General features: G+C 60.3%; 20 protein-coding genes. 4 read left to right on the top strand and 16 right to left on the bottom strand.

What is annotated here, in order from left to right; all coding sequences use genetic code 11:
• Nucleotides 1-10: 10 nt before the first annotated feature.
• The 16 genes from QOM08_RS07710 to QOM08_RS07635 form a co-directional block, all read right to left on the bottom strand.
• Nucleotides 11-2,944 (bottom strand): TIGR00180 family glycosyltransferase, encoded by a 2,934-nt coding sequence (locus QOM08_RS07710; protein ID WP_316912772.1) that lies wholly within the window; start codon nt 2,942-2,944, stop codon nt 11-13.
• A 50-nt stretch (nt 2,945-2,994) separates the two neighbouring features.
• Nucleotides 2,995-3,732, bottom strand: coding sequence for a cephalosporin hydroxylase family protein (locus tag QOM08_RS07705; RefSeq protein ID WP_316912771.1), 738 nt, complete (start codon nt 3,730-3,732; stop codon nt 2,995-2,997).
• Between the two features lie 15 nt (nt 3,733-3,747).
• On the bottom strand, nt 3,748-4,818 hold the full coding sequence (locus QOM08_RS07700; protein ID WP_316912770.1) for a class I SAM-dependent methyltransferase: 1,071 nt from the start codon (nt 4,816-4,818) through the stop codon (nt 3,748-3,750).
• Nucleotides 4,808-5,677, bottom strand: a complete 870-nt coding sequence (locus QOM08_RS07695) for an NAD-dependent epimerase/dehydratase family protein (protein ID WP_173407221.1) — start codon at nt 5,675-5,677, stop codon at nt 4,808-4,810. The genes QOM08_RS07700 and QOM08_RS07695 overlap by 11 nt, the downstream gene beginning before the upstream one ends.
• Nucleotides 5,677-6,237: a dTDP-4-dehydrorhamnose 3,5-epimerase gene (rfbC, locus tag QOM08_RS07690; protein WP_316912769.1), complete on the bottom strand. Its 561-nt coding sequence runs from the start codon at nt 6,235-6,237 to the stop codon at nt 5,677-5,679. Before rfbC ends, QOM08_RS07695 begins: the two co-directional genes overlap by 1 nt.
• Nucleotides 6,234-7,316, bottom strand: a complete 1,083-nt coding sequence (gene rfbG, locus QOM08_RS07685; protein ID WP_316912768.1) for a CDP-glucose 4,6-dehydratase — start codon at nt 7,314-7,316, stop codon at nt 6,234-6,236. The genes rfbC and rfbG overlap by 4 nt, the downstream gene beginning before the upstream one ends.
• Entirely contained in the window at nt 7,298-8,071 is a 774-nt protein-coding gene (gene rfbF, locus QOM08_RS07680) for a glucose-1-phosphate cytidylyltransferase (protein WP_186654069.1), read from the bottom strand. Before rfbF ends, rfbG begins: the two co-directional genes overlap by 19 nt.
• 255 nt (nt 8,072-8,326) lie before the next feature.
• Nucleotides 8,327-11,893, bottom strand: coding sequence for a glycosyltransferase (locus tag QOM08_RS07675; protein ID WP_316912767.1), 3,567 nt, complete (start codon nt 11,891-11,893; stop codon nt 8,327-8,329).
• Nucleotides 11,894-11,986: 93 nt separating this feature from the next.
• Nucleotides 11,987-13,552: a flagellar hook-associated protein 3 gene (locus tag QOM08_RS07670; protein WP_316912766.1), complete on the bottom strand. Its 1,566-nt coding sequence runs from the start codon at nt 13,550-13,552 to the stop codon at nt 11,987-11,989.
• Nucleotides 13,553-13,565: 13 nt separating this feature from the next.
• Nucleotides 13,566-15,632, bottom strand: a complete 2,067-nt coding sequence (flgK, locus tag QOM08_RS07665; RefSeq protein ID WP_047226220.1) for a flagellar hook-associated protein FlgK — start codon at nt 15,630-15,632, stop codon at nt 13,566-13,568.
• Nucleotides 15,633-15,642: 10 nt separating this feature from the next.
• Nucleotides 15,643-16,947, bottom strand: a complete 1,305-nt coding sequence (gene flgJ, locus QOM08_RS07660) for a flagellar assembly peptidoglycan hydrolase FlgJ (protein ID WP_188251128.1) — start codon at nt 16,945-16,947, stop codon at nt 15,643-15,645.
• A gap of 10 nt (nt 16,948-16,957) precedes the next feature.
• Complete coding sequence (locus tag QOM08_RS07655; protein WP_160892017.1) at nt 16,958-18,043, bottom strand: flagellar basal body P-ring protein FlgI; 1,086 nt, start codon at nt 18,041-18,043, stop codon at nt 16,958-16,960.
• Between the two features lie 45 nt (nt 18,044-18,088).
• The gene (gene flgH, locus QOM08_RS07650) at nt 18,089-18,784 is read right to left on the bottom strand and encodes a flagellar basal body L-ring protein FlgH (RefSeq protein ID WP_047226218.1); all 696 of its coding nucleotides are present in this window, start codon (nt 18,782-18,784) and stop codon (nt 18,089-18,091) included.
• A 51-nt stretch (nt 18,785-18,835) separates the two neighbouring features.
• A complete protein-coding gene (flgG, locus tag QOM08_RS07645; protein WP_047226217.1) occupies nt 18,836-19,621 on the bottom strand; it encodes a flagellar basal-body rod protein FlgG in 786 nt (261 codons plus the stop codon).
• Between the two features lie 49 nt (nt 19,622-19,670).
• Nucleotides 19,671-20,408, bottom strand: coding sequence for a flagellar basal body rod protein FlgF (locus QOM08_RS07640; RefSeq protein WP_047226216.1), 738 nt, complete (start codon nt 20,406-20,408; stop codon nt 19,671-19,673).
• Nucleotides 20,409-20,751: 343 nt separating this feature from the next.
• Nucleotides 20,752-22,311, bottom strand: coding sequence for a sigma-54-dependent transcriptional regulator (locus QOM08_RS07635; protein WP_076385858.1), 1,560 nt, complete (start codon nt 22,309-22,311; stop codon nt 20,752-20,754).
• Between QOM08_RS07635 and QOM08_RS07630 the strand changes: the two genes are divergently transcribed.
• The 4 genes from QOM08_RS07630 (at nt 22,310) to QOM08_RS07615 (ending at nt 25,083) form a co-directional block, all read left to right on the top strand.
• Nucleotides 22,310-22,501 carry a hypothetical protein gene (locus QOM08_RS07630; protein ID WP_188251127.1) on the top strand — a complete coding sequence of 64 codons (192 nt, stop codon included), beginning with the start codon at nt 22,310-22,312 and terminating at the stop codon, nt 22,499-22,501. The genes QOM08_RS07635 and QOM08_RS07630 overlap by 2 nt on opposite strands.
• A 147-nt stretch (nt 22,502-22,648) precedes the next feature.
• Nucleotides 22,649-23,434, top strand: coding sequence for a phenylalanine 4-monooxygenase (gene phhA / locus QOM08_RS07625; RefSeq protein WP_047226214.1), 786 nt, complete (start codon nt 22,649-22,651; stop codon nt 23,432-23,434).
• Nucleotides 23,435-23,533: 99 nt separating this feature from the next.
• Complete coding sequence (locus QOM08_RS07620) at nt 23,534-23,890, top strand: 4a-hydroxytetrahydrobiopterin dehydratase (protein WP_003184087.1); 357 nt, start codon at nt 23,534-23,536, stop codon at nt 23,888-23,890.
• Nucleotides 23,890-25,083, top strand: a complete 1,194-nt coding sequence (locus tag QOM08_RS07615) for an amino acid aminotransferase (protein WP_076385860.1) — start codon at nt 23,890-23,892, stop codon at nt 25,081-25,083. Before QOM08_RS07620 ends, QOM08_RS07615 begins: the two co-directional genes overlap by 1 nt.
• Nucleotides 25,084-25,126 lie beyond the last annotated feature (43 nt).

Genomic DNA, 25,126 nt, shown 5'->3' with positions numbered 1-25,126 from the left:
CCTGGCAGGCTTATGCGAGCAACCGCGACCAATCGACAGCCGTAGCAGTGCCCAGCGCAAAGCCGGTGCCGGTCAAGGCCAAATTGGGGTTACGGGCCGGGTCGTGTTCAAAGCGCGCCTGCCATTTGTCCTGCAGAGCGCCGGCAGCCTGTGGCGCTTGGGCGAATGTGCCGGGGTGCAGCATCTGGGCCTGAGGGGTCCAGACGGTGAGATAACCCGCATCGGCCGCTTTCAGGCACAGATCGACATCGGCTAACGCGTCAGCGAAGTGCTCCTCGTCCAGGCCGTCCACGGCTTCGAACAGCTCCTTGCGGATCATCAGGCAAGCGCCCGACACCGCCGAGTAGCTCTGCTCCACCTGATGACCGTTGAGGTAGCCCTTGGCGTCCTTGCGTTCGCCAACAAACACCGAGCCCACCTGGCCGTCGGGTTTAAGCACCAGACCGGCCTGGGTGGTGACACCGCGGATGTCCATCTGTTTGCTGCCGACGATCCCCACTTCAGGCCGCTGGGCCTGGTTGAGCAGACTGTCGAGCCAGTTGGCATTGATCACTTGCACCTGGGCCGACAGCAGCACCAGATAGTCACCTTTGGCCTGGCCGCTGGCCCAGTTGTACAACGCCGAAGTACTCAAGCGCCGGTCGCTGCGCAGGATGCTAATCCGGTCGCCCTTGCCTTCCAGGCTATCCAGCCACTGGATCAGGTCTTCGGATTGGCTGTGATTGTCGGCAATCACGATTTCATGACGATGGTAGCGGGTACGCTGCAGCACGCTGACCAACGCCTGTTGGATGTGTTCGAAGTTGTCGCGGCTCTCAAGGATGATCGACACCAGCGGCCGTTCGGCGTGCTGGTAATCGATCTGGTAGGTCAGCGGCTGGGCCGAAGTGACCTGGGCGCGATAACCCCGGGCAGTCAAGTGACGGGTCAACACCTGACGCTCTTGAGGGTTTTCTTCCTGCGTCGGGGCGTTGCAGATCAACAACGGCTCGGCCAGATGCGCCAGGCCACTGAGCCCTTCGTCCTCGATCAGACGCAACAGCAGGTCCAGTTCCAGGGCCTGGGTGTATTGCGCGGTAAAACCACCGACTTGGGTCAGCACTTCACGGCGAATCAGCCAGTGCCGCGCCATCAACGAAGGCACCGATTGCAACAGATCAAGGTTGACCCCCGGACGGAATACGTCGGTGAGGCCGCCATCGGCCTTGCGCTGGATTTCATCCATGGCCACCGCGCGCACGCCCTCGGCACCGATCAGTTCGAGGCTGGCGCGCAGCAGGCCGCTTTGGGTGAACTGGTCACCGGCTTCGGCCAGCAACAGCCAGTCGGCGGTGGATTGCCCGACGATCTGATTGATGCGCTCGACGTAATTGGCGGTGCTGACTTTGACGAAGTGCACGGTGTCACGCGCGGTGGTGGTCGCCGGCAAGTCACCCGTGGTGAACACCACGACGTTGAATGCTTTGCAATGGCCATTGACCAGGCTGTCGAAGGTAGCCTGCAACTTGAACATGTCAGCGTCCAGATCCAGCAACAGGATGCCAAACCGCGGCCCGCCCTGATGTTCGGCCAGGTGGGCGGCGATGGACTTGAGTTGCTGTTCATCAGGGTTACGTGCTTCAAGCCAGCTCAACAAGCGGCCGGAGTGCATGTTCTCCAGTAGCTGACGATCCTGCTGTCCCGGCACCGAGTCCAGACGCTCGAGCCAGGCCTGCAATTTCACCGCCTCTTCAGGCTCGTCGCTGTTCTTCAACGACTCGGCCAGGCGCTTGACCACGGTACGGTTGAACGCATAAAGACCTTGGGCTTCCCACAAGCGGCTGCGTATCGTGCGTTCGTTGTCGTTGGGTTGCACCTGCATCAATTCGTACTGGCGCAGCAGGATGCCTTCCAGTTGCTGAAGCTGAAGGCGACCGGCCGGCATTGCATGCAGCAGGAATTCAAACTGGGTCAGCAGATCGAAAACCCTCTGATTATAAAATGGCATTTCGACAAACTGCTGTGGGCCAAACGAACGTATCGGCTCGCCCCCTGCTTCCAGCCAGGCCGAACGAATGATCTGTGTACCTTTGAGTGAGCGCCCCTGCTGCAAGCAGTCAGCCATGGCCGCAAAACTGTCCAAAGCAATCTGTTTGATACGCTCCGGAGCCTGCTCGGTAAGCTGGGTAGGCACGGATGCCAGGAACTCGGCGAACTGTTCACGCTCGGCAACGCTTTTGGCATCCTTGAAGGTGAGCACAGTCAACACATTGGTGTTGTGCTCGGAACCGCCGTAGTTGAGTTCGCGCACGGCGAACGGAATCGGCAGGATCCGCGCCTTGGCGCACGCCAGCAAGTAAAAGGTATGACCGATTTCCTGCCATTCGAAACTGGTGCCTGGCGGCAGCATGCCGTACCACTGCTGCAGCAGGTCGGTGCGGGTCACGGCGTAGAACGGCGGAAGGAACTGATCCATGAAGCGAATCACACGGTCCTCGGCCAGTTCGCTGTTGTAGTCCTCATGCACCTTGCGATCACGGCGGAAATAGCAGACTTCTGTGGCGCAGGACAAATACATGATCCCGTAGCCATGGCACAGGCCATAGTCAGGGTTGGCTTCGAGGAACTCCACCGATTCGGTCAAGGCATCGTGCAGCAGGAAATCGTCATCGGCGGCGAACACCATGTAGGGCGTCGTGACCTGATTGACGCCGTACACCAGCTTGTCTTGCAGCCCCTTGTAGGTGAACTGAGGCAAGTGCCGGTAATCGACCGAGGGAAAGTCCCGGGCAATTTGCTCATCGCGCTCGACCGATGAATCAAGCACCAGCACCGAACATGGATAACCGCTGTAGTAATGCAATGTCCGGCGCAGGAACGCACTGCGGTTGTGGGAGATCACCACCACTGTGAACCGCTCGTTCAGCGGTGCCACGTTGCTTTGAGCATTGTTTCGAACCTGCATATTTCCTGTCCCCACAACCTGCCAGACGCCAATGATTTGATACGGATGAATTAACGAACCCGGCGCAGATAGCCATCCGGTGCGACGGTGATCAGCAGCTTGTTCTGCAACTGCCGGTCAATTTCGAAATCGCCATTTTCCTCGAGGTATTTCCACACCGCGGTTTTCGGGTTGTCGCCCGGGCCCCATGGACGATCCGGGAAAAAGTCCGCCGGCATGTCCTCGACCACGGTGTCCATCACCACGCAATAGCTGCCTACCGAAACCAGCGGCGCGTACAGACGCAGTTCTTCGAGCACATGGTCGTGGGTGTGGTTGGAATCGAGCACCAGGATGACTTTCTTGCCTTTGGCCGCTGCATGGACCTGCTCGGCGATAGCCGCATCGATGCTCGAACCCTCGATCATCGAGATGCGTTTGCTCATCGGGTGGTTTTCGATGGCTTCACGGTTATGGGGGCGGATATCCAGGTCGATGCCCAGCACTTCACCATGGCCTTGCAGTTCCAGCAACGAGGCGTAGTAGATGATCGAACCGCCGTGGGCGATGCCGCACTCGATGATCAGGTCAGGCTTGATCTGCCAGATCAGTTCCTGCATGGCCATCATGTCCTGCGGCAACTGGATGATGGGGCGGCCCATCCAGGAAAAATGGTAGCTGTACTTGTGACGGGCCGATTCGTTGAAAAACTCCTTGGCCAGCGCAACGACTTTCTTGTCTTGGCCTTGAGCTGAAATCTCAGCCTGGCATTGGGCTTCGAAAGTTTTATGAAGAGTATTGTCGGTCATGTTCGAATCTCGCGGTTATTGGAACGAAGCGCTGTCAACGGCGTGATAGACGTATCGCCCACCGGTCATCCGCTTGATCTCTTCGAAGTAATTGGAATTCATCACAAACAGATTGGCGCCTTCGGGCAAGGTGTCCATCGCCTCCTGGGGGGAGGACACTCGCACACCACTCAGAGGCAAGTAGCGCCCCTGCTTGGTTGGATTGATATCCACCACGCGATCCACTGCCACGCCTGCACGTTGCAGCGCTAATGAATAGATCACGCCTTTGGAGGAAGCGCCCCAGATCGCCGAACCTTGCTCAGGCGCGCCCCGGATGATCTGCACGGCACGGTCTAGGCTGGCGGTGAAGTTTTCCGGCAGCATCAGCGACTGTGGTGCCTCGGCGGGTGTGCTGCGTAAAGTGGAAAGATCCGCAACGATGTAAAGGTATTGGCCGCCGAACAAATGCCCCGCCTCGTGCACCGTCCCGAACATTGCGCGCAAATCGGCTAGGCGGAAGTAATTCACGTGCTCGTAGAACACATCGAACCAGGCTCTGTGCTCGACAATCCAGTCGAAACACGGCACTTCGATATAAATATGTCCGCCCTGGTTGGCAGCGACGATTTCAGCCAGAAAACCAACCGGATTGCTGATGTGCTCCAGCACATGGCGCAACACAATGGCATCAGCCGCCATCCCCAACTCCCGACTGAAGGGAGCCTTGATCACATCAGGGTTGTCACCTTCATAGGAAGGATCGATCCCGGTGATGGCGTAGCCCATGCCTCGCAGCATCTCGAGGAAATAACCTTTGCCGCAGCCAACTTCAATCAGGCTTTTGTCTTTGAAATGTCGCGCCAGGATCGCTTCGACGTCATTCAGGTGCTGTTGAAACTGCACTGAGTGGGCCTGCTCGTTTTGATAGTCGACGTCATAACTGAGTTTGCTCGCGTCGAATGCCTGATTGAAGATCAGACCGCTCTGGCTGTCCTGCACCAGCACGATATCCGCGCTGGCCGACGCCTGAGCCTGTTCGGCAGTGGCAAATGTGCGGTTCTGCAGAATCGGCAGTCCGCTCGCCCGATACAGTTCATGCTGCATGATCTTCTCTCCTGAGCTGCGAAATCCGCTGGGCATCACCCCAAAACGCCATGGGCTCATGCCCCGAGTACCCGTAGTGCCCCAGGTTCAAGGCGATGGCCGACTGGCGCTCACGCACTCGCTGTTCAACCAGAGCCCGCACCGACACCGGATGACCACTGCAACAGTTGATCACCCCATCGACATCGCGCCGCGCAATCAGCGAGGCCAATTGAGAAGCGGCTTGTCCGATTTCCAGGTAATCGCGCAGCTGGTCGCCCGCAGACATGTTGAACTGCGCATCACCTTCGTTGATCGCCCGATCGAGACTGGCCAACAGACTGTTAGGGTTCTGTCCCTCGCCGTGCAAATAAAACAGGCGTGCCCACTGCAACGTAAAGGCGCGCTCGCGCTGCAAGGCTTCAAGGAACCGGTGCAAAGTATGTTTCGCCAGGCCATACGGCGTGCAAGGCTGTGCGATCACCGTCTCGCTCAATGGGCCACTTTGCAGCCCGTATTCGAAACAGGTACCGGTGACCAGCACATGGCTGACACCAGCCTCGATCACGCGCTTGAGAAACGCGTAGTCCAAAGGCAAGGTTCGCTCGAAATGGAACAGCGCCTGATAGTTCGGCAGGCCTGGCCAAGCCAGATGCGCGATGGCCTCGACCCCGTCAGTCAGAGCGGCCACGTCCAGGTCCGGTGCGTGGATGTCTGCCGTGCGGAACTCCACATCATCAAACCATGGCATGGCACGCGCGATTTCGACGTTTCGGCCAGAAGCTCGAACCTTGAAGCCTTTAGCGAGTAAAGCACTGACCAGATGCCGACCGACAAAGCCGGTGGCTCCCGTAACCAGTACGGTCGAGGAATGCCCCATTACAGCTCAACTCCACTGAAGTCTTTGTCCAGCAACGGATGACTCGCGTCTTTGGCCGACAGGTTTTTAACCGGCAACGGCCAGGGTATAGACAGTGCAGGGTCAATCACCGAAAGGCCGGCTTCATGATCCGGAGCGTAGTCAGCATCGGTCAGGTACAGCACTTCAGCGTCATCGGTCAGGGCTTGGAAACCATGAGCGAAACCGGCAGGAATCAACAAACTGCGGCCGTCATCGGCTCGCAGCTCCTCGGCATGCCACTGCAGGTAGGTTGGGGATTGCGGCCGCAAGTCGACCACCACGTCCCATACCGCGCCCCGGACGCAAGTAATCAGCTTGGACTCTGCATATCCGGGCTTTTGGTAGTGCAGACCGCGAACGCTACCTTTTTCGACCGTACGTGAATGGTTGATCTGGCGAATAGCGAATGGACGTCCCTGAAGCGTGAGGCGGGACTGACAAAACAATCGGGCAAAACGCCCCCGATCATCGCAGAAGACTTTTTGCCGGATCAGATATAAGCCTTCCAGCGCCAACGCCTGAAGGGTGAAATCAGTCATAACCGACCTCTGTAGAGATTCAATTGATTCAGAGTTATCGCACGCATGTCATCGCCGTTCTGCCACGCCAAATGCCAATCGAGAGTCTGGACAAGACACTGCTGCAACGACCAACGCGGCTGCCAACCCAGCAACTGTCGGGCGCGGCTGCTGTCCAGGCGCAACAGGCCGGCTTCATGCAAATCACTCGCTTCGATCCGCAGGCCCGGCGCCAGCGGCCAGCGTTCGGCGAGCAACTGGACGACTTCGCCGACGCTGCACATGTCGGCCTCGCCGGGGCCAAAGTTCCAGGCACCGGCAAACTCCGGGCCTTGCTCATAGAGGCGCGCGGCCAATTGCAGGTAACCGGCCAACGGCTCCAGGGCGTGCTGCCAGGGGCGTACGGCCTGGGGATAACGCAGCGTCACCGGTTCGTCCGCCGACCAGGCCTTGAGCACGTCTGGAATCAGCCGTTCAGGGGCAAAATCACCGCCACCCAGTACGTTTCCAGCCCGGGCCGTGGCCAGGGCCAGGCCGTGTTCGGCGTAACGATCGGCGGAGAAAAACGAGGCGGCATAAGATTGCGCCAACAACTCGCAGCAGGCCTTACTGCTGCTGTAAGGATCGTGGCCACCCAGGGCTTCGTTTTCGCGGTAGGGCCACAGCCATTCCTGATTGGCGTAGACCTTATCGGTAGTGACCAGAACACAGGCACGCACGCCGCCGATCTGGCGGACCGCTTCGAGCAGGTTCAGGGTGCCCATGACGTTACTGGAATAAGTGCCCAGCGGATCGCGATAACCCTCGCGTACCAATGGTTGAGCCGCCAGGTGCAGGACGATCTGCGGCTGCACGTCGGCGAGCACTTCCAGCAACGCGCCGAGGTCGCGCAAATCACCGCGCCGATCATCGATGCCCTCGCCTACCCGTGCCAGCTCGAACAAGCTGGGCTCGGTGGCCGGATCCAGGGAAAAACCGCTGACCCGAGCGCCCAGGCTTTGCAGCCACAGCGCCAGCCAACTGCCCTTGAAACCGGTGTGGCCGGTGACCAGCACCCGCTTGCCGCGCCAGAACTCCGGGCTCAACCCCATTGTTTCCATGGGGCCTCCCCGCTTTGCCACAGGGCCTCAAGATGATTTTTATCGCGCAGGGTGTCCATCGGGTGCCAGAAACCGTCGTGCTGGAACGCCTGCAGTTGCTGTTCCGTTGCCAACGCTGCCAGCGGCTCGGCCTCCCAGGAAGTCTGGTCGTCAGCGATATAGGGCAGGACCTTCGGCGAGAGGACAAAGAAACCGCCGTTGATCCAGCCACCGTCGCCCCGGGGTTTTTCGGTAAAGCCAAGGACCGTATCACCATTGCGCTCCAGCGCACCGTAACGTCCTGGAGGTTGGACCGCCGTCACCGTGGCGAGCTTGCCGTGCGCCAGGTGAAAATCCACCAGCGCACCGATGTTGAGGTCCGAGACGCCGTCGCCATAGGTAAAGCAAAACGCCTCTTCGTTTTCCAGATAACGCGCCGCCCGACGCAACCGCCCGCCGGTCATGGTCTCTTCGCCCGTGTCGATCAGGGTCACGCGCCACGGCTCGCTGTAGTTCTGGTGAACGTCCATGCGGTTGTTGCACATGTCGAACGTGACATCGGAGGTGTGCAGGAAGTAGTTGGCGAAGAAATCCTTGATGGCGTAGCCCTTGTAGCCCAGGCAAATGACGAAGTCGTGGATTCCATGAGCGGAATACTGCTTCATGATGTGCCAAAGAATTGGCTTGCCACCGATTTCGATCATCGGTTTTGGCTTGAGGTGCGACTCCTCGCTGATCCGCGTGCCGAGACCACCTGCCAAGATAACTGCCTTCATCGTCTCCCCTCTTGTCCATCACCGGGCTCGGCCAAGCGTTGTTTCGCTCTGCGGGCGCGGGGATTACACCTTCGATGCCGATCCGGGCGCCGCGGTATGCCGCAAGCGCTCGTTTTATGGCGATATGAGGGGGGCGTGCAGGAAACGCGCCAGCTCGCCGGAGGGGATTTGAATCAAAACAGGGTTGAATACTGATCTTAGTGGCGAGGGAATTTTATCCCCTCGCCACGGCCTTCCGGCCCAAACAGCTCATGCTCAGTCCGGCAACCAACCCCACAACCAATGCTGCAAGTTGTCGCCACTAAGCATGAAATCACGAAGCACCGCTTCGCGCAGTTCATCGCCCATGCGGTAGCTGGCGTCAGGGTCGGCCAGGTGCATGCGGATCGCCGCGATCCATTCCTCGGTGCTGTTGCTGCGTACCTTGGTACACGGCAGGAAGCCGTCGTAAGCCTTGGTATCGGTGCAGATCACCGGGTAGCCGCAGGCGCCGTATTCCAGCAAGCGCAGGTTGCTCTTGCAGTCGTTGAAGATGTGGAACTCCAGCGGCGCCAGCGCCAGGTCAAGGTTCAGGCTGGCCAGTTTGAACGGGTAAGTCTGCAACCCGACGGAGCCGTGGAACTCATGAATGTAGGGGCGTAACGCGTCCGGGCACATCCCGAAGAACACCCACTCCACCTCATTGGCCAGTTCGCGGACGACGTCGGCAATGATTTCCAGGTCACCGCTGTGGCTGGTCCCGCCGCCCCAGCCAACTCGCGGCTTGGAAGATGTTCCGCGCCGGCTGGTCAACCGGGTCCACGGTTCGGGCGGCAGCATGTTGGGCACTACCCGAATTTCGCTATGCATGCTCGACAAGGCATCGGCCAGCGCCTGGGTCGTCACCACCACCCGGTCACACAAGCCAATTCCCTCGCGCAGCATCTGCTCAGTGTTGACCGGTTTGTTGCGGGCGTGGGTATTTTTCTTGGGGGCACTGACGACGTAGTCATCGAGCTCGAAAATCCGCAAGGCGCCGGAGTACTTCTTCATCCGCAGGATGTCACCGGCAGCGCCTTCGCTGTAGCGTCCCTGCAAAACGATGGTATCCGGGGACAGCCGCTCGATTTCCACGGTCGAAGGCGACTCGTAGGCCACCCGGGCAATCACCCGCCCGCTGGCTTCGAGTTCGGCCAGCGGGGCGGTGACCCGATAGTGGCCGACCGCGGTGGAGTTGACCGGCAGTCCCAGTACCAAGGGCAATGCACGGGTGCAGAACGGATTCCAGTTATTGCGCAGTGACGGTTCCAGACTGAAACTGGAAGCCCCAAGACTCAAGGCAGGACTGTAAGCCGGGTCACGAGCAATCTGCGGCAACCATTTGCGATAGAAAACTTCGCGCTCGCGCTCCTGCAACACTTCTTCCGACTGGGCTGACGATTGTCCGGTCGTATGCATGACGCTGGCGTAGGGTGTCCAGACCACCAGGTAGCCATCTTTACCTGCACGCAAGCACAAATCGACGTCACTGAGGCCCTGGCTGAATGTCGCGTCATCAAGACAACCCAGTTCCTCGAACACCTGCTTGCGCACCATCAGGCAGTCGCTGTTGACCGAACTCCAGTTCTGGGTCGTGTGCAGACGTTGCATGTAGCCACGAGCGGCCGCCGGTTCGCCATAAAACGGTGTTCCCACCGGCCCGGCCAACCCAAGAATTTGCCCACCACCGACAACCGTGCCCTGGGGGCTGAGTATCCTTGCGCCGACCACCGCGACTTCCGGGCGCAGGGCATGGTTGATCATCTCGTCCAACCAGTCACTTTCGCAAATGACAATCTGCGGGCTCAGCAGCACCAGGTAGTCGCCCTGAGCCTGACCCGCGGCAAAGTTACGCACCGAGGCGTCATTGTCGTCACCGGCGTAGCGAAGCACGCGCAGCATGCTCGCGCCCAGCTGCGCCATGTCCTCGAGCCAGCTAAGCATGGCCGAATCCCGGACGCCGCTGTCCACGATCAGGATTTCATAGTGCGTATAGGCAGTGCGCTCGATCAGGCTTTCGCAGCAGCGCTGCAAGGCTGCCAGTGAATCACCCGTGCGCAGGATGATCGACACCAACGGACGGGTGCCGTAGCGGTAGTCGATGCGATTGATCAGCGGCAACACATCCTGGCGAATCTCGTGAGGTGCGCCAATACGCTCCAGGTGAGCGCCGACCATAGGAGCGTTGCCCTCGATCACCTCGGGCCACGACAACCACTGGGCGAAGCTCAGTGTGGATTCAACCTGGATCTCGGCAATGTGTTCGATGGTTTGCGGGCCGGCCTCTTCCACCAGCCGCCAGAGCAGATCGTGAGGCGCCAGCTCACCGCGAGCCGGGTCGAACCCGCCCAGGGTCATGAAGCGTTCACGCTCGAAGGCCAGGGCCCGACCGACGTAGGGATAGGCGCGCATCAGGTCGAGGTTGAAATCAGGCTTGAACACCGGTTCGATGGACTCGCCGTTTACCAGCGCGCCTTCGTCGCTGTAAGCGCAGAGAATTCCGCTCTTGCCCGCCACGCGTTCGGCCAGGATCAACAACGCTGAATCACGGAGGGTATCGCCAGCACGCAGAAGATAGAACCAATGTGCGCCCTCCAACTGCGCAACGATGGCATTGAGTTGCCGCGCCCAGTCGGACTGATAAGGCAACTGCAACACCCGATCATTGACCTCACAACGGGCGTCGGAAAGCACCACGACAGCCTGGGCCGGATAGAGCTGGCCCTCTATGCTGCGCAGCGTGGTCGCCAATGCCACGTCGTCGCCGGCACTGTCGATGACAATCGGCACGATGTTCGGACGCAATGGCCAACTGTCGATGCGCGCAGGCATGACACGCTGCTCGACCTCGCTGAAGCGACGAATCGACAGCCACTCGCGGTAGAACTCGGCATAACTCTCGCTCTGGGCACCTACCCGGCCATTGACGACCGTATTGCGATTGCCCAACACGCGGGTCACACATAATTCCTGCCAGGCGTGAGGCTGATCGGTGACTTTGTCCAGATCAACGCAACGCACCCAGCCAGAGGCCGGAGCCGCTTCACCGTTGCGTGCGGCGAGCATCTGCGCCAACCATTGCCACTCCACTTTCGCAGCCTTGAGCATTTCAGCAGTCTTGCTCAAACGCTCAGGGTACAAGCGCTCGATACTCAAAACCGTATTGAGCGCTGCCAGGTTACCGCGGCGCATCAGACAGACAAACAAGGCAAAGTCGAGGGTGGCAACGAAACCGGCTCCGCCCTGGACCAGCGCTGGCAGCAGCTCGAGCACATCGGCCCGGCGCATCAGGGCGGAACTGAAATTACCAACGAAATTAGTCGGCGTGCTCTCGAAAATCGCCAGCATGTCATCGCCCTTGAGCAGAGCATCGTTCGGCGAGAATCGGCAATTATCGACGCGAGGCGGCAAGATGAAGTTACCGGCGTCACACAACAACCGAAGCGCGAACACAACGCTGACGTCAGCATGATCCATCAACGCCTGGGCCTGCATCGCAATGCTCGGCGCAAACAGCCGATCATCGTCGCACAACACTTTGATGAACTCGCCCCTGGCCTCTTCGACACAACGCAACAGGTTGCCCTGAAGCCCCAGTCGCTGCGGATTTCGCAGATAGCGGATCGGATGGGACGGCTCAGTGAAGGAATCGACTGTCCGGCGAATTTCATCGCCAGGCGAATCGTCGCAAACAACGATTTCGATCTGCTCGTAAGTCTGGGCCAGGGCACTGAGCAGTGCCTGGTCGAAGAACCGGGGGTTGTACGCAGGAATGACAATACTGACGAGGGGCAATGGTTTCACGGCGAAAACTCTCGAGCGGCGGGCCCCGACCTTTTCAGGCCGGAGCCCCGGAACCGCTTAAAAAAGACGGTTGGCGGCTCGGTCGATACCGGCTCAGATCTTGTTGAACAGGCCCAGTTGGGTGATCTTGCTGAAAGCCAGTTGCGAGGCTTGCAGCATGGTCTGTTGCAACGTCAAGCGGGTCATCACTTCGGCCGGATCGGAATCGCGGATCGACGATTGGGTCTGGCTATTGGCCAACAACAGGCTCTGGTTCGTGTCGCTTTGGGTTTCCAGAGCCTGACCACGCCCACCTACCGAACTCAAGGCGCTGGACAACTGATCGGTGCCGCTGGCCAGGTTGCCAATACCGGAGGCCAGCGAAGCCTGCAGCTTTTGCAGCGCAATCGGATCGTTGTTGGTTGGCGTGCTCAACGCGGTTTTCAGTTGGTTCACGGTGTCCAGAATGTTCTGGGTCTCGTGAGTATTGACCGCGATGCTGAACTGATCGTCCGCACCGGGCGTACCGTCCAGGGTGAAGCTCACGCCCGAGGCGGTGGCCACGTTGCCGGCCAGGGTGCCGCTGGACACCGGCTGGCTGTTGGCGGTCAACGGCGCGGCGTACAGGTCGAAGTCGGTGGCGCTGGTGAACTTCAATACGGCCGAACCGGTAGGGAAACTGGCGTGATACGCCACCGGGTCGGTGATCTCGCTGCCCGTGACCTGGACGGTGGTCGGGTTGCCCGGGCTGCGGGTCGCGGCAAAGGTGTCCGGCTTGGCGGCCAGGGTGAAGGTATGGCCCGGCAACACGGTATTGGCATCATCACCGGTTTGCAGATTAATGTTCAGGGTCAGTTCCAGACCACGGAACTGCACCGCCTGACCTTTTTTGCTGCTGGGATCAAAAGCGCCGCCCTGGCTGGCTTCGGCGGTGACGTCGTTGCCGCCGGAGTCGGTGATTCTCAGCTGCGTGCCGCTGGTGAATTCAACGGTATACGGTTCGCCGCTGCGGAATTTGCTGTTGTAGCTGACACTGGACGACACCTGACCGTTGGACAGCACCACGCGACCATCGTCCACCGCCGGCGCGGTCATGGTGACCTGGCTGCGGCTGGTGTTGACGGCCTGCTGGAACACTTCCCAGCCGGTGCTGTTGGTGGCCATCGACATGGTATCGCCGACCGGCAGGTCGAGGGTCACCTGGTCACCGTTGTAGCTGTAGCTGCCATCGGTGTTGCGGGTGAACGGGATGGTATCGCCCTTGGAACCGGCGAAAATGTACTTGCCGTTTTCGTCCTTGCTGTTCATCAGGCTGAGCAACTGCTCTTCGATCTGCGCCAGCTCCGAGGCGTTGGCCTGGCGGTCGGCGTCGGTGTAGCCAGCGTTGCCGGCACCGACGGCCAATTCCTTGGCGCGCTGCAGCACGTTGCCAATGCTGGTCATCACCGCTTCAGTGGTGCCCAGCGTCGCCTTGATGGTGTTGGCGTTGGTTTCGTACTGAGCCAGCATCGAGGCCTGTGTGCCCAGTTGCAGCAGACGTGAAGCCCCTACCGGGTCATCAGCAGCGGTATTGACGCGCACCAGGCTGCTGGCCTCTTCGCTGGTCTTGACCACATTGGCGAAGTTTTTCTGATAGTTCGCAGCCGTGGATTCGTAAAACTGGGCGGTAGAAATTCGCATGGGCTACGACTCCTTAAAGACTGTTGATCAATGTGCTGAAGATTTCCTGCGCAGCCTTGATGATCTGCGAAGACGCGGTGTAGTACTGCTGATACTTGACCAGGTTGCCGGTTTCTTCGTCCAGGTCCACGCCCGACAGCGAATCGCGAGCGCCCTTGGCGTTATCCAGGATCGCGCCGGTGGCAGCGCTGTCGAGCTTGCCCTGGGCGGCCTTGGAACCTACGCCCTCCACCAGCTTGCCGTAGGCATCGTTCAACGAAATGCCCTTGCTGGCGGAACCGGTGTCCACGGTCTTGGCAGTCTGCAAACCGGCCAGGACAGTGCCGTTACGGTTATCCAGGCTGCCGGCCTGGCTGACGCTCACATCGATCGCGGCGCCGTTGGACGGCGCGCCAGCAATCGACATGTCGAAGGTGACGGTACGCTGCACCGGAGGTGCCGAGGAATCCATGATCGGGTTGCCGCTGGCATCCTTGAGTGGAACGCTCAGGCTCAAGGTATTGCTCTGGCCGGGCTTGATCGTGCCATTGCTGATCTCGACACCCGTGGCATCGAGCAACTGGTAAGCCTGGCTGGTACCGTCGGCGGACGTCGCGCCGAAGACCACCTTGACTGGCATCGAGGTCTTGATGCCGTTCTGGATGATGGTGGTGGTGGCTTCGTCGTAGATGTCCAACTGCGACGTCATGGTCGGCTGGCCGCTGGCCGGAATGGTCAGCGTACCGCTGCCGCCCGGCACGATGGCTGCGCCCAGCGGCGCGGCAATCGCCAACCGCTTGGAGTCGGTCATCTCGGTCTTGATACTGGTCGCCGCGTTGCGGGTCGGGGTGATCTTGAACGAATCGCCAGCGGCAGCGGTGCCATTGGCGAAGGTCATCGAAAAGCCGTCGATCACCGGCGGCGGCGTCGTCGCGGTATTGAACGAACCCATCGAAGTGCCGTCAGGCAGGCGCTGGACCGTGTAGTCGGTAGCGCTGGTGAACTTCACCTTGTAGTCATTGGTGGTCAGCGCGCCGGTGTCTTCGATGGCCACGTTGAAGTTGCCGGAACCGGCGCTATTGTTCAACGCGGCAATACTGCGCTGACTCATCTGCGCGGCACTGTTGATGTTGGTGAACAGGTTGGAACCGAAGGCGCCGTTCTTGTCGATGCCCGAGGCCTGGATCGCGTTCATCTGGTCGGCGACCACCAGGGCCACGCGGCCCAGTTCATTCATGGCCGGGTCAAGCACCGTGCTGCGATAGCGCATCAGGCCGCCGATCTCGCCACCGGTAAGTACCTGGGTGAGGTCCATGACACTGGAACCGCTATTGAGCTGGATCCCCAGGCGGCCCGGATCGTTCTTGTCCGGCACGGTTTCCAGGGTGTTGACGGTATTGCCCATCACCAACGGCTGGCCGGACCCCAAGTAGATGTCCAGGCTGCTGCCGTTCTCCACGATCTGAGTGCCGGTGAAGGCCGAGAGCTGGAGAATGGTCTGGTTGCGGGCGTCGAGCAGGTCGTTGGGAGCACCGCCGGAGTTGGAGACTTCGGCGATTTTCTTGTTCAACTGAGCGACGGTGGTAGCCAGTTTGTTGACCTGATCGACCATGCTCGACAGGTTGCCGTTGATGTTCTGATTCTGCTCCGTCAATTGGCTGGCGACCGAATTGAAACGATTGCTCAAGGCTTGCGCATCGCTGAGCAGCAACTGACGGGATGCATCATCGCCCGGCTTGGCGTTGACGTTCTGCACCGAGGCGAAGAACTTGGTCAGCGCGCCATTGAGGCCCGTGCCGCTGTCCGACAGCAAGGCATCGAGCGGGGTGATCTGCCCTTGATACGCGGCCGCATCGCTGTTGAGCGAGGTCGTGGTCTTCAACTGCGCTTCAAGGTAGGCGTTATAGACCCGGCGCACATCAGCCAGGGTGGTGCCGGAGCCGATGAAGACGTTGCCGTACTGATTGGACGCCTTGGTGGTCTGCACGGTCTGCTGACGCGAATAACCGGCGGTATCAACGTTGGCAATGTTGTTACCCGTGGTCACCAATGAGGTCTGACTTGCGGACAGACCCGACATCCCGATGTTGAGCAAACTCATGGTTCAGACCTTATAAAGTCGTAGTGGCGCCAGCCGAAGCGTAGTTTTGGTAACTGGTCATCTGCCGGGCTATATTCGAAATCTTGCTGGCGTAGTTCGGGTCGGTGGCGTAACCGGCCTTCTGCAACTCACGCACAAACTGTTCCGGGTTATCGGCCGACTTCAGCACATCTTGATAGCGACTGTTGCTTTGCAGCAGATTGACCAGGTCATGGAAGCTGTCGCGATACGAGGCGTAGGAACGGAACTGAGCCGTCTCCTTGACCATCTCGCCATTGCGGAATTCGCTGGTGATCGCCCGCGCCGAATCGCCCGTCCAGTTCTTGCTGGCCTTGATACCGAACAGGTTGTGGCTGCTGCTGCCATCAGGCTGACGCATGACCGACTTGCCCCAGCCGGTTTCCAGGGCCGCCTGGGCCACCAGGTAACGAGGGTCCACGCCGATACGGTCCGCGGCTTCCTTGGCCATTGGCAGCATGGCATCGACGAACTCGTCAGCATCGCGGAAGGCTTTGCGGGCTGGCGCCAGGGGTGGCTGCGCCACGGCACGCCCGTACACCTGCATGGACCCGCTCGGCTCTGACGCCTTGAGCGCGGCCAGCCAGTCGCCATTGGCCAGTTCGCCGGTGGCAGGCTTGACGGCGGTGATGGCACGATCCGGCAAAATATTCTGCGCCTTGACGTCAGGCGCGACGGCAGCCGAAGGCACCAACCCGGCAAGCAGCCGATCGGCCAGTTTGGGCGGCAGGGCCAGGCGGCGCTGGTTGAGCAATTCCATGTCGTTGCGGTGAACGCCCTCGCCCGCCCCTTGCGGCGCACTCACGGCCCGCGAAGCCCACAGCGGACGCTGGCCGTTGGAGCGCGACAATGGCCCGTCGGGCAACGTGCCGGCGGCAATGGGCGTCGGCACCGGGGCCTTGACGGCCTCGTCCAACGCTTGCTCCTGCTTGCCGGCCGACAGCGTTGCCGCCTCGCCTGACACCAGGGGTTTGTTCTTGGACATCTGGCGCAGCAGCACGTCAGCCAGGCCAATACCACCGCCCTCGCGAGACATGGAAACGGCCAACTGCTGGTCGTACATTTCCTGGTACTGCTTGGCTTCAGCGGTATTGAGCGGATTGTCCTTGCCCATCGACTCGGTCGCCGCACGCATGGACTTGAGCATTTCACCGATGAACAGCGACTCGAATTCCTGCGCCACTTTGCGCAGGTTGCCGTCACTGTTCTTGTCGCCGACCTTGAGCTGGTTCAGGCGATTGAGGTCCGAGTAGGAACCCGAATCCCCGCTGATCAAAGCGCCCTTGCGCATATCCATGGCTCGTTCCTTAAATCACGATCAGGTCGGCTTGCAACGCGCCGGCCTGCTTCAAGGCTTCGAGAATCGCCATCAAGTCGCCCGGCGCCGCGCCGACCTGGTTCACCGCCCGGACAATTTCATCCAGGGTAGTGCCCGGGCCGAACTTGAACATCGGCTTGGCTTCCTGCTCGGCATTGACCCGCGAACGGGGCACCACGGCGGTCTGGCCGTTGGACAAGGGTCCAGGCTGGCTGACGATCGGGTCTTCGGTAATGGTCACGGTCAGGCTGCCGTGGGTCACCGCGGCGGGTGAAACCTTGACGTTCTGGCCGATCACAATGGTGCCGGTGCGCGAGTTGATGATGACTTTCGCAACCGCCTGGCCCGGATCGACTTCGAGGTTCTCCAGGATCGACAAATAGTCGACCCGCTGACTCGGATCCAGAGGCGCGGTGACGCGCACCGAGCCGCCGTCGATGGCCTGTGCCACGCCAGGGCCGAGCATGTCATTGATCTTGTCAACGATGCGCTTGGCGGTCGTGAAGTCATAACGGTTGAGGTTCAGAGTCAGGCTGTTGCCCTGGTTGAAACCGCTCGGCACCGCACGTTCCACCGACGCACCACCAGGAATGCGGCCAGCCGACGGAACGTTGACGGTGATCTTGGAACCGTCACGGCCTTCGGCGTCAAAGCCACCCACCACCAGGTTGCCCTGGGCGACGGCGTAGACGTTGCCGTCGATCCCCTTGAGCGGCGTCAACAACAGGGTGCCGCCGCGCAGGCTCTTGGAGTTACCGATGGACGAAACAGTGATATCCACCTGCTGCCCGGGCTTGGCGAACGCCGGCAGGTCGGCACTGACCGACACCGCCGCCACGTTCTTCAACTGCACGTTGCCCGAACCCGCCGGCACCTTGATGCCGAACTGCGACAACATGTTGTTGAAGGTTTGCAGGGTGAACGGGGTCTGGGTGGTCTGGTCGCCCGTGCCATTGAGACCCACGACCAGGCCATAGCCGATCAACTGGTTGGAGCGCACGCCGGAAATGCTGGCGATGTCCTTCAGACGCTCGGCTTGAGCGGTGAAGGCCGCCGACATCAGCAGTGCCCCCATCAACAGCTGCTTGAGATTCAACCGCTTAAGATTCAACTGGGCCACCTAGAAAGGGAACTTCGGGCTGAGGAAGAAACGGTCGAACCAGCCTGGCTGACTCGCATCGGCAAAAGCGCCGGTGCCCGAGTAGGTAATACGTGCATCGGCTACACGGGTCGACGAGACGGTGTTGTCGGTAGCGATATCATCGGCGCGAACCATGCCGGCGATGCGCACCAGCTCGTCACCGGTGTTGAGGGTCAGCCACTTCTCGCCCCGCACAACGATGATGCCATTGGGCAACACATCGGCGACGGTCACGGTGATCGAGCCGGTCAGGCTGTTGCTCTGTCCGGACTTGCTGTCGCCCTTGGTGGCCCGGTCGGAGCCATAACCGGCGTTGAGGCTCAGGTCCCCGCCACCGATGGGATTATTGGTGGTCAGGCTGGAGCCGAACAACGACGTCAGGCCAACGCTGGTCTCGCTGGTCTTGTCGATCTGCGAGTTGGCGTTCTTGCTGGCCTGGGTCCGTTCGTTCAGGGTGATGGTGATGATGTCCCCAACCCGGAAAGCCTTACGGTCGCTATACAGGTTCTGCTCGAAGCCAGCCTGGTAGATCGAACCGTTGTTGGCAGCGGCCGGCAACGGCGTGCGCGGCAACACCGGAGCGTAGTACGGGTCATTGGCCTTGGGCGTTGGCGCGACACAGCCCGCGAGCGCAGTAACTCCACTCAGTGCCAGAACAGATACGAAGCGATTCATGACCCTACCTCTTGGTGTTGCAGGCGGCCTCAGGCCGCCCTATAGACGTGATTACAGATTCTGCGTAACGAACGAGAGCATCTGGTCGGCGGTGGAGATCACCTTGGAGTTCATCTCGTAGGCGCGCTGGGTGGTGATCATGTTGACCATCTCCTCCACGGTGCTCACGTTGGACGTTTCCAGGGTGTTCTGCAGCGTGGTACCGAAGCCGTTCAGGCCGGGCGTGCCGACTTGTGGCGCGCCGCTGGCCGCGGTTTCCAGGAACAGGTTGTTACCCACCGCTTGCAGGCCGGCCGGGTTGATGAAGTCGGCAGTCTGCAGGTTGCCGATCACCTGCGAAGCAGGGTTGCCCGCCACAGTGATGGACACGGTGCCGTCGCGGCCCACGGTGAACGTTTGGGCGTCGTTCGGGATGATGATCGCCGGTTCCAGGGCGAAACCGCTGGCGTTGACGATCTGGCCATTGGAATCGAGGTGGAACGTACCGTCACGGGTGTAGGACGTGGTGCCATCGGGCTGCAGGATCTGGAAGAAACCGCGACCGTCGATGGCCATGTCCAGCGGCTGCTCGGTGGTTTGCAGGCTACCGGCGGTGAAGTTTTTCTGGGTGCCGACGATGCGCACACCGGTACCCACTTGCAGGCCCGACGGCAATTCGCTGTCCTGGGTCGATTGGGCGCCTGGCTGGCGTTTGACCTGGTACAGCAGGTCCTGGAACTCGGCGCGATCACGCTTGAAACCCGTGGTCGACACGTTCGCCAGGTTGTTGGAAATAGTAGAAAGGTTGGTGTCCTGGGCGGACAGACCTGTTTTGGCAACCCAAAGAGCCGGAAGCATTCGATTCTCCTCGTACGCCTGTTTTTCGGCGCGACGCTGTAATTAATGATTAGATCTGCAAGACCCGAGCCATGGCTTCGTCGCCTTCTTTGGCGGTGTTCATCATCTTGACGTGAAGCTCGAACTGCTTGGCCAGGGCCAGCACCGAAGTCATCTCGTCCACGGCATTGACGTTGCTCGCTTCCTGGAAACCCGACACCAGTTGCACGTTGGCATCAATGACAGCCGGCTGGCCGTCCTTGGTGCGGATGGTGCCGTCCAGGCCCTTGGTCATGTTGCGAAGATCCGGGTTGACCAGCTTGATGCGGTCGACTTCAGCCATCACGCGCGGGCCTTCACCCATGGCGCGGATACTGATGGTGCCGTCCTGGCCGATTTCGATTTTCTGCTCTGGCGGCACGGCGATCGGACCACCGTTGCCCATCACCGGCATACCGTTGCCGGCCCGCAGCACGCCCAGGGCGTCAACGTTGAGGCTGCCGGTGCGCACGTAGCTTTCACCGCCTTCAGGGTTCTGCACAGCCATCCAGCCCGGCCCGCTGACTGCCACGTCAAGGTCGCGACCGGTTTCCACCAGCGCGCCAGGAGTGAAGTCGGTGGCTGGACGCTCGGACATGGCAAATGCCCGCGCCGGAAAGCTGTCGCCAAACACCGGCATCGAACGAGCCTGCTCCAGGTCTTTCTGAAAACCGTTGGTGGAGATGTTCGCCAGGTTGTTGGCATGGGCCCGCTGCGCCAGTGCGTTCTGGCTGGCGCCGGTCATTGCCACATAAAGGTACTTGTCCACTGTCGTTCCTCTGCATGCCGGACGTTTGCCGTCCACTGCTGTACTGCTGAGCACTAAGCAATTTGCAGACCAACTTTTTTCTGGCGCCGTCGAGCCGCACAAACAAAGGGCTTCAGGGTTATTGAAGGGATTTGGGGAAATGTATCAAAGACGAAAAACCGGCGGTGTCATGCCGTTTGGTGGCAACGCTTGACCTTCTGGCAACGGCTACTGCCGTCATCGCGAGCAGGCTCGCTCCCACCATGGATCTTGGGTGCTCGCAGGATTTTGAACACTCGATACCCCTGTGGGAGCGAGCCTGCTCGCGATAGAAGTCCCACCAAACACAACAGGTAAGCAACTATTATGAGCCGGCCTTACCCACCTCATACTCACGCAACTTATTGGCAATGGTCGTATGGGAAACCCCCAGCCGCTTGCCCAGTTGCCGGCTGCTGGGGTGTTCGGAATACAGCCGCTCCAACACGGCTTTCTCGAATCGCCCGACGATGTCGTCCAGCCCACCCTCCAGGGAAAAGTCCCCCAGAGGCTGACGCACGCCGTAGTCCGGCAGACGGATATGCTCGGCTTTCACCGTTGCGCCATCACACAGGGAGACAGCCTGGAACAGCACGTTCTCCAGCTGCCGAACGTTGCCTGGCCAATGGTAGTGGCTGAGACGGTCCATCGCCGCCGGGGCCAGTTTCGGTAGCGCACAACCAATCTGCCGACTGGCCTGGTCAAGAAAATGCTCCACCAGCGGCATCAAGCCGTCGAGGCATTCGCGCAGAGGCGGGATGTGCAGCGAAAGGACGTTCAAACGGTGGTACAGATCCTGACGAAATTCCCCTCGGGCGCAGAGCTCAGACAAATCCACCTGGGTCGCACAGATCACCCTGACATCCAGGTACACCTCTTCATCGCTGCCTACACGACGGAAGCAACCGTCCTGCAAAAAGCGCAGCAATTTCACTTGCAGGCGCGGGCTCATTTCCCCTACCCCGTCGAGGAACAACGTGCCTCCGGCGGTCAGTTCGAGCAAACCGAGCTTGCCTTCGGCCCGGGCCCCCTCGAAAGCACCGGGGCCGTAGCCGAACAGTTCGGTCTCGGCCATGGATTCGGGCAACCCCGCACAGTTGAGTGCCATCAACGGTGACTGCCCGCGCGGACTCGCCAGGTGACAGGCGCGAGCCAGCAACTCTTTGCCAGTGCCGGTTTCGCCTTCTATCAACAGCGGCGCATCCAGTGGCGCCATGCGCCGGGCTTCCCGGACGACCGCCGCCATCACCTTCGAACTCTGGAAAATGCTGTCGAAGCCGCGCAGTTCCTGCTTGCGCACGTTATAAATGCGCTCGCCAACCCGGTCCGCCCGATGCAACGTCAGCACCGCACCGGCCATGGCCTCGCTGTCGTCGTGCTCCGATTGCAGTGGCGCGATGTCCGCCAGAAACACATCGCCCCTGACCTTGACCCGCAAACCGTTGATGCGTGACTGATTGGCGCGCACCAGCTCCGGCAGGTCAAAATCCTCGGCGTACCGGGACAGTGGAATCCCCGGCACTTCGTCCACTCGCACCCCGAGCAACTGCGCCGCAGCCCGGTTGGCGGCGACGATGGAACCGCCCATGTCGATGGACAGCACCGGAAACTCCAGGGCGCCGAGCAGCGCGTTGAGCTCCATGTGCCGACGTTCACTGGGCATCAACCCCACCCGCTTGACGCCGAAGACCCCGGCAATGCCTTCGAACTTCGGGCGAAGCGCCTGAAACTGGATGTTGATCAGATTCGGGCAGTGCAGATAAATGGCATTGCCGTGCTCACCGCCCACTTCCCCGCGGGCGACGTTGATGCCGTACTCCACCAACAGGTTGAGGATGTCTCGCAGGATGCCGATGCGGTTCTGGCAATGGACTTTGATGCGCATGAAAAGGCCCGATATCGATGTGTATGCAAGCATGGGAGAGCGGGCTGCTTCGCCGCCCAGCGGGAGCAAGCTCCCTCGCCACAAGTTTTTTCTGCGTGGCAGCGCAAATAAACGTCAAGATTATGTGACAGTTGTAGGCCATTTCCCAGTCGAAAAACCCGACAATATCGAAGAACAGCTGGAGCCGTAACGAAAACTTTACGAAACCACACCTTTATCGCGATACCCACTCTTGCCTGCCTGCTGCACACATCCCTGCTTCGGGTTATCTCTAATGCATCGCTGGACATAACAACAAACAAGCCGTCCCCCAGAGGGAAATCAGCAGGAGAGCAGCATGAAGCAGACGCAATACGTGGCCCGCGAGCCCGATGCGCAAGGTTTTATTCACTACACCGCCGAAGAACACGCGGTGTGGAACACGCTGATCACCCGCCAGCTCAAAGTCATCGAAGGCCGTGCGTGCCAGGAGTACCTGGACGGTATCGACAAGCTGGGCCTGCCCCACGACCGTATTCCGCAATTGGGTGAAATCAACAAGGTGTTGGGTGAAACCACCGGTTGGCAAGTGGCCCGGGTACCAGCGCTGATCCCCTTCCAGACCTTTTTTGAATTGCTCGCCAGCAAGCAGTTTCCCGTCGCGACGTTTATTCGTACCCGCGAAGAACTGGATTACCTGCAAGAGCCGGACATTTTCCACGAGATATTTGGCCACTGCCCGCTGCTGACCAACCCCTGGTTTGCAGAATTTACCCACACCTACGGCAAACTCGGCCTACAGGCTTCCAAGGAAGAACGCGTCTACCTGGCGCGCTTGTACTGGATGACCATTGAGTTCGGCCTGGTGCAAACCCCGCAAGGCCGACGCATCTACGGTGGCGGCATCCTGTCTTCGCCCAAGGAAACTGTTTACTGCCTGTCGGACGAGCCGGAGCATCAAGCCTTCGATCCGCTGGAAGCCATGCGCACGCCGTATCGCATCGACATCCTGCAGCCGGTGTATTTCGTGCTCCCCGAGCTCAAGCGCCTGTTCGACCTGGCCCACGAAGACATCATGGGCATGGTCAAGCGCGGTCGCGAACTGGGCCTGCACGCTCCGAAATTTCCGCCAAAAGCTGCGTGAACCGCGTCTTTTAATCTCAATTGAGTCTGTTGCACAACGCGGCTTTGCTTTAGCGTGAGTGCATCGACGTTTTTCAAATATTCGATCCGGGAACACACCATGAACACTCTGAACCAAGCCCATTGCGAAGCCTGCCGCGCCGACGCGCCACAAGTCAGCGACGAAGAACTGCCGGTACTGATCAAGCAGATCCCGGACTGGAACATCGAAGTGCGCGACGGCGTGATGCAGCTGGAAAAAGTCTTCCTGTTCAAGAATTTCAAGCACGCCCTGGCCTTCACCAACGCCGTCGGTGAAATCTCCGAGGCTGAAGGTCATCACCCGGGTCTGCTCACCGAATGGGGCAAAGTCACCGTGACCTGGTGGAGCCACTCCATCAAGGGCTTGCACCGCAACGACTTCATCATGGCCGCCCGCACCGATGACGTGGCCAAGACCGCCGAGGGCCGCAAGTAATGCATTTCGATGCCATCGGCCGGGTGCCCGGCGATCCGATCCTCGGCCTGATGGAGGCTTACGCGGCGGACAGCAATCCGGGCAAGTTCGACCTGGGCGTGGGCGTCTATAAAGACGCCCAAGGCCTGACGCCGATTCTTGCGGCAGTCAAACAGGCCGAGCAGCGCCTGGTGGACCGCCAGAGCACCAAGACCTACATCGGCGGTCATGGCGACGCCGCGTTCGGCCAGTTGATCAATGAACTGGTGCTGGGCGCCGACTCGACGCTGATCAAGGACAAACGTGCCGGTGCGACCCAGACGCCGGGCGGCACCGGCGCCCTGCGCCTGAGTGCCGACTTCATTGCCCAGTGCCTGCCGGGCCGCGGCGTTTGGTTGAGCAACCCGACCTGGCCGATTCACGAAACCATCTTCGCCGCCGCCGGGGTCAAGGCCAGCCATTACCCCTATGTAGGCACCGACAACCGCCTGGATTTCGAAGCGATGCTGGCGACCCTGAGCCAGGCACCCAAGGGCGATGTGGTGTTGCTGCATGCCTGCTGCCATAACCCCACCGGCTTCGACTTGACCCAGGAACAATGGCGCCAGGTGCTGGAAGTGATGCGCAGCCGCAACCTGCTGCCGTTGATCGACTTCGCTTATCAAGGTTTCGGCGATGGGCTGGAGCAGGACGCCTGGGCCGTCCGGCTGTTTGCCCAGGCACTGCCTGAAGTTCTGATCACCAGTTCCTGTTCGAAGAACTTCGGCCTGTACCGCGACCGCACCGGTGCGCTGATCGTCTGCGCCGGCGATGCCGACAAACTGGTGGATATCCGCAGCCAACTGGCGAACATCGCTCGCAACCTGTGGTCGACGCCGCCGGATCATGGCGCGGCGGTAGTGGCGACGATCCTGGGCAACCCGGACCTCAAAAGCCTGTGGGCCGACGAAGTGCAGACCATGCGCCTGCGCATTGCGCAGTTGCGCAGCGGCCTGCTGGAAGCGCTCGAACCCCACGGGTTGCGTGAGCGCTTCGCCCATATCGGCGTGCAACGGGGAATGTTTTCCTACACCGGCCTGACGCCGGAACAGGTCAGGCTCCTGCGCGAACGCCACAGCGTGTACATGGTCGGCACAGGCCGGGCCAACGTGGCAGGCATCGACGCCACGCGCCTGGATTTGCTGGCTGAGGCTATTGCTGACGTGTGCAAGTAACCAGCCTTTGAATAGCTGAACACATCCCCTTGTGGCGAGGGGG

Origin of the sequence: Pseudomonas sp. P105 (genome assembly GCF_032614175.1) — a bacterium.
GTDB lineage: Bacteria > Pseudomonadota > Gammaproteobacteria > Pseudomonadales > Pseudomonadaceae > Aquipseudomonas > Aquipseudomonas rhizophila.
This window is presented reverse-complemented; position numbering and strand designations above follow the sequence as displayed.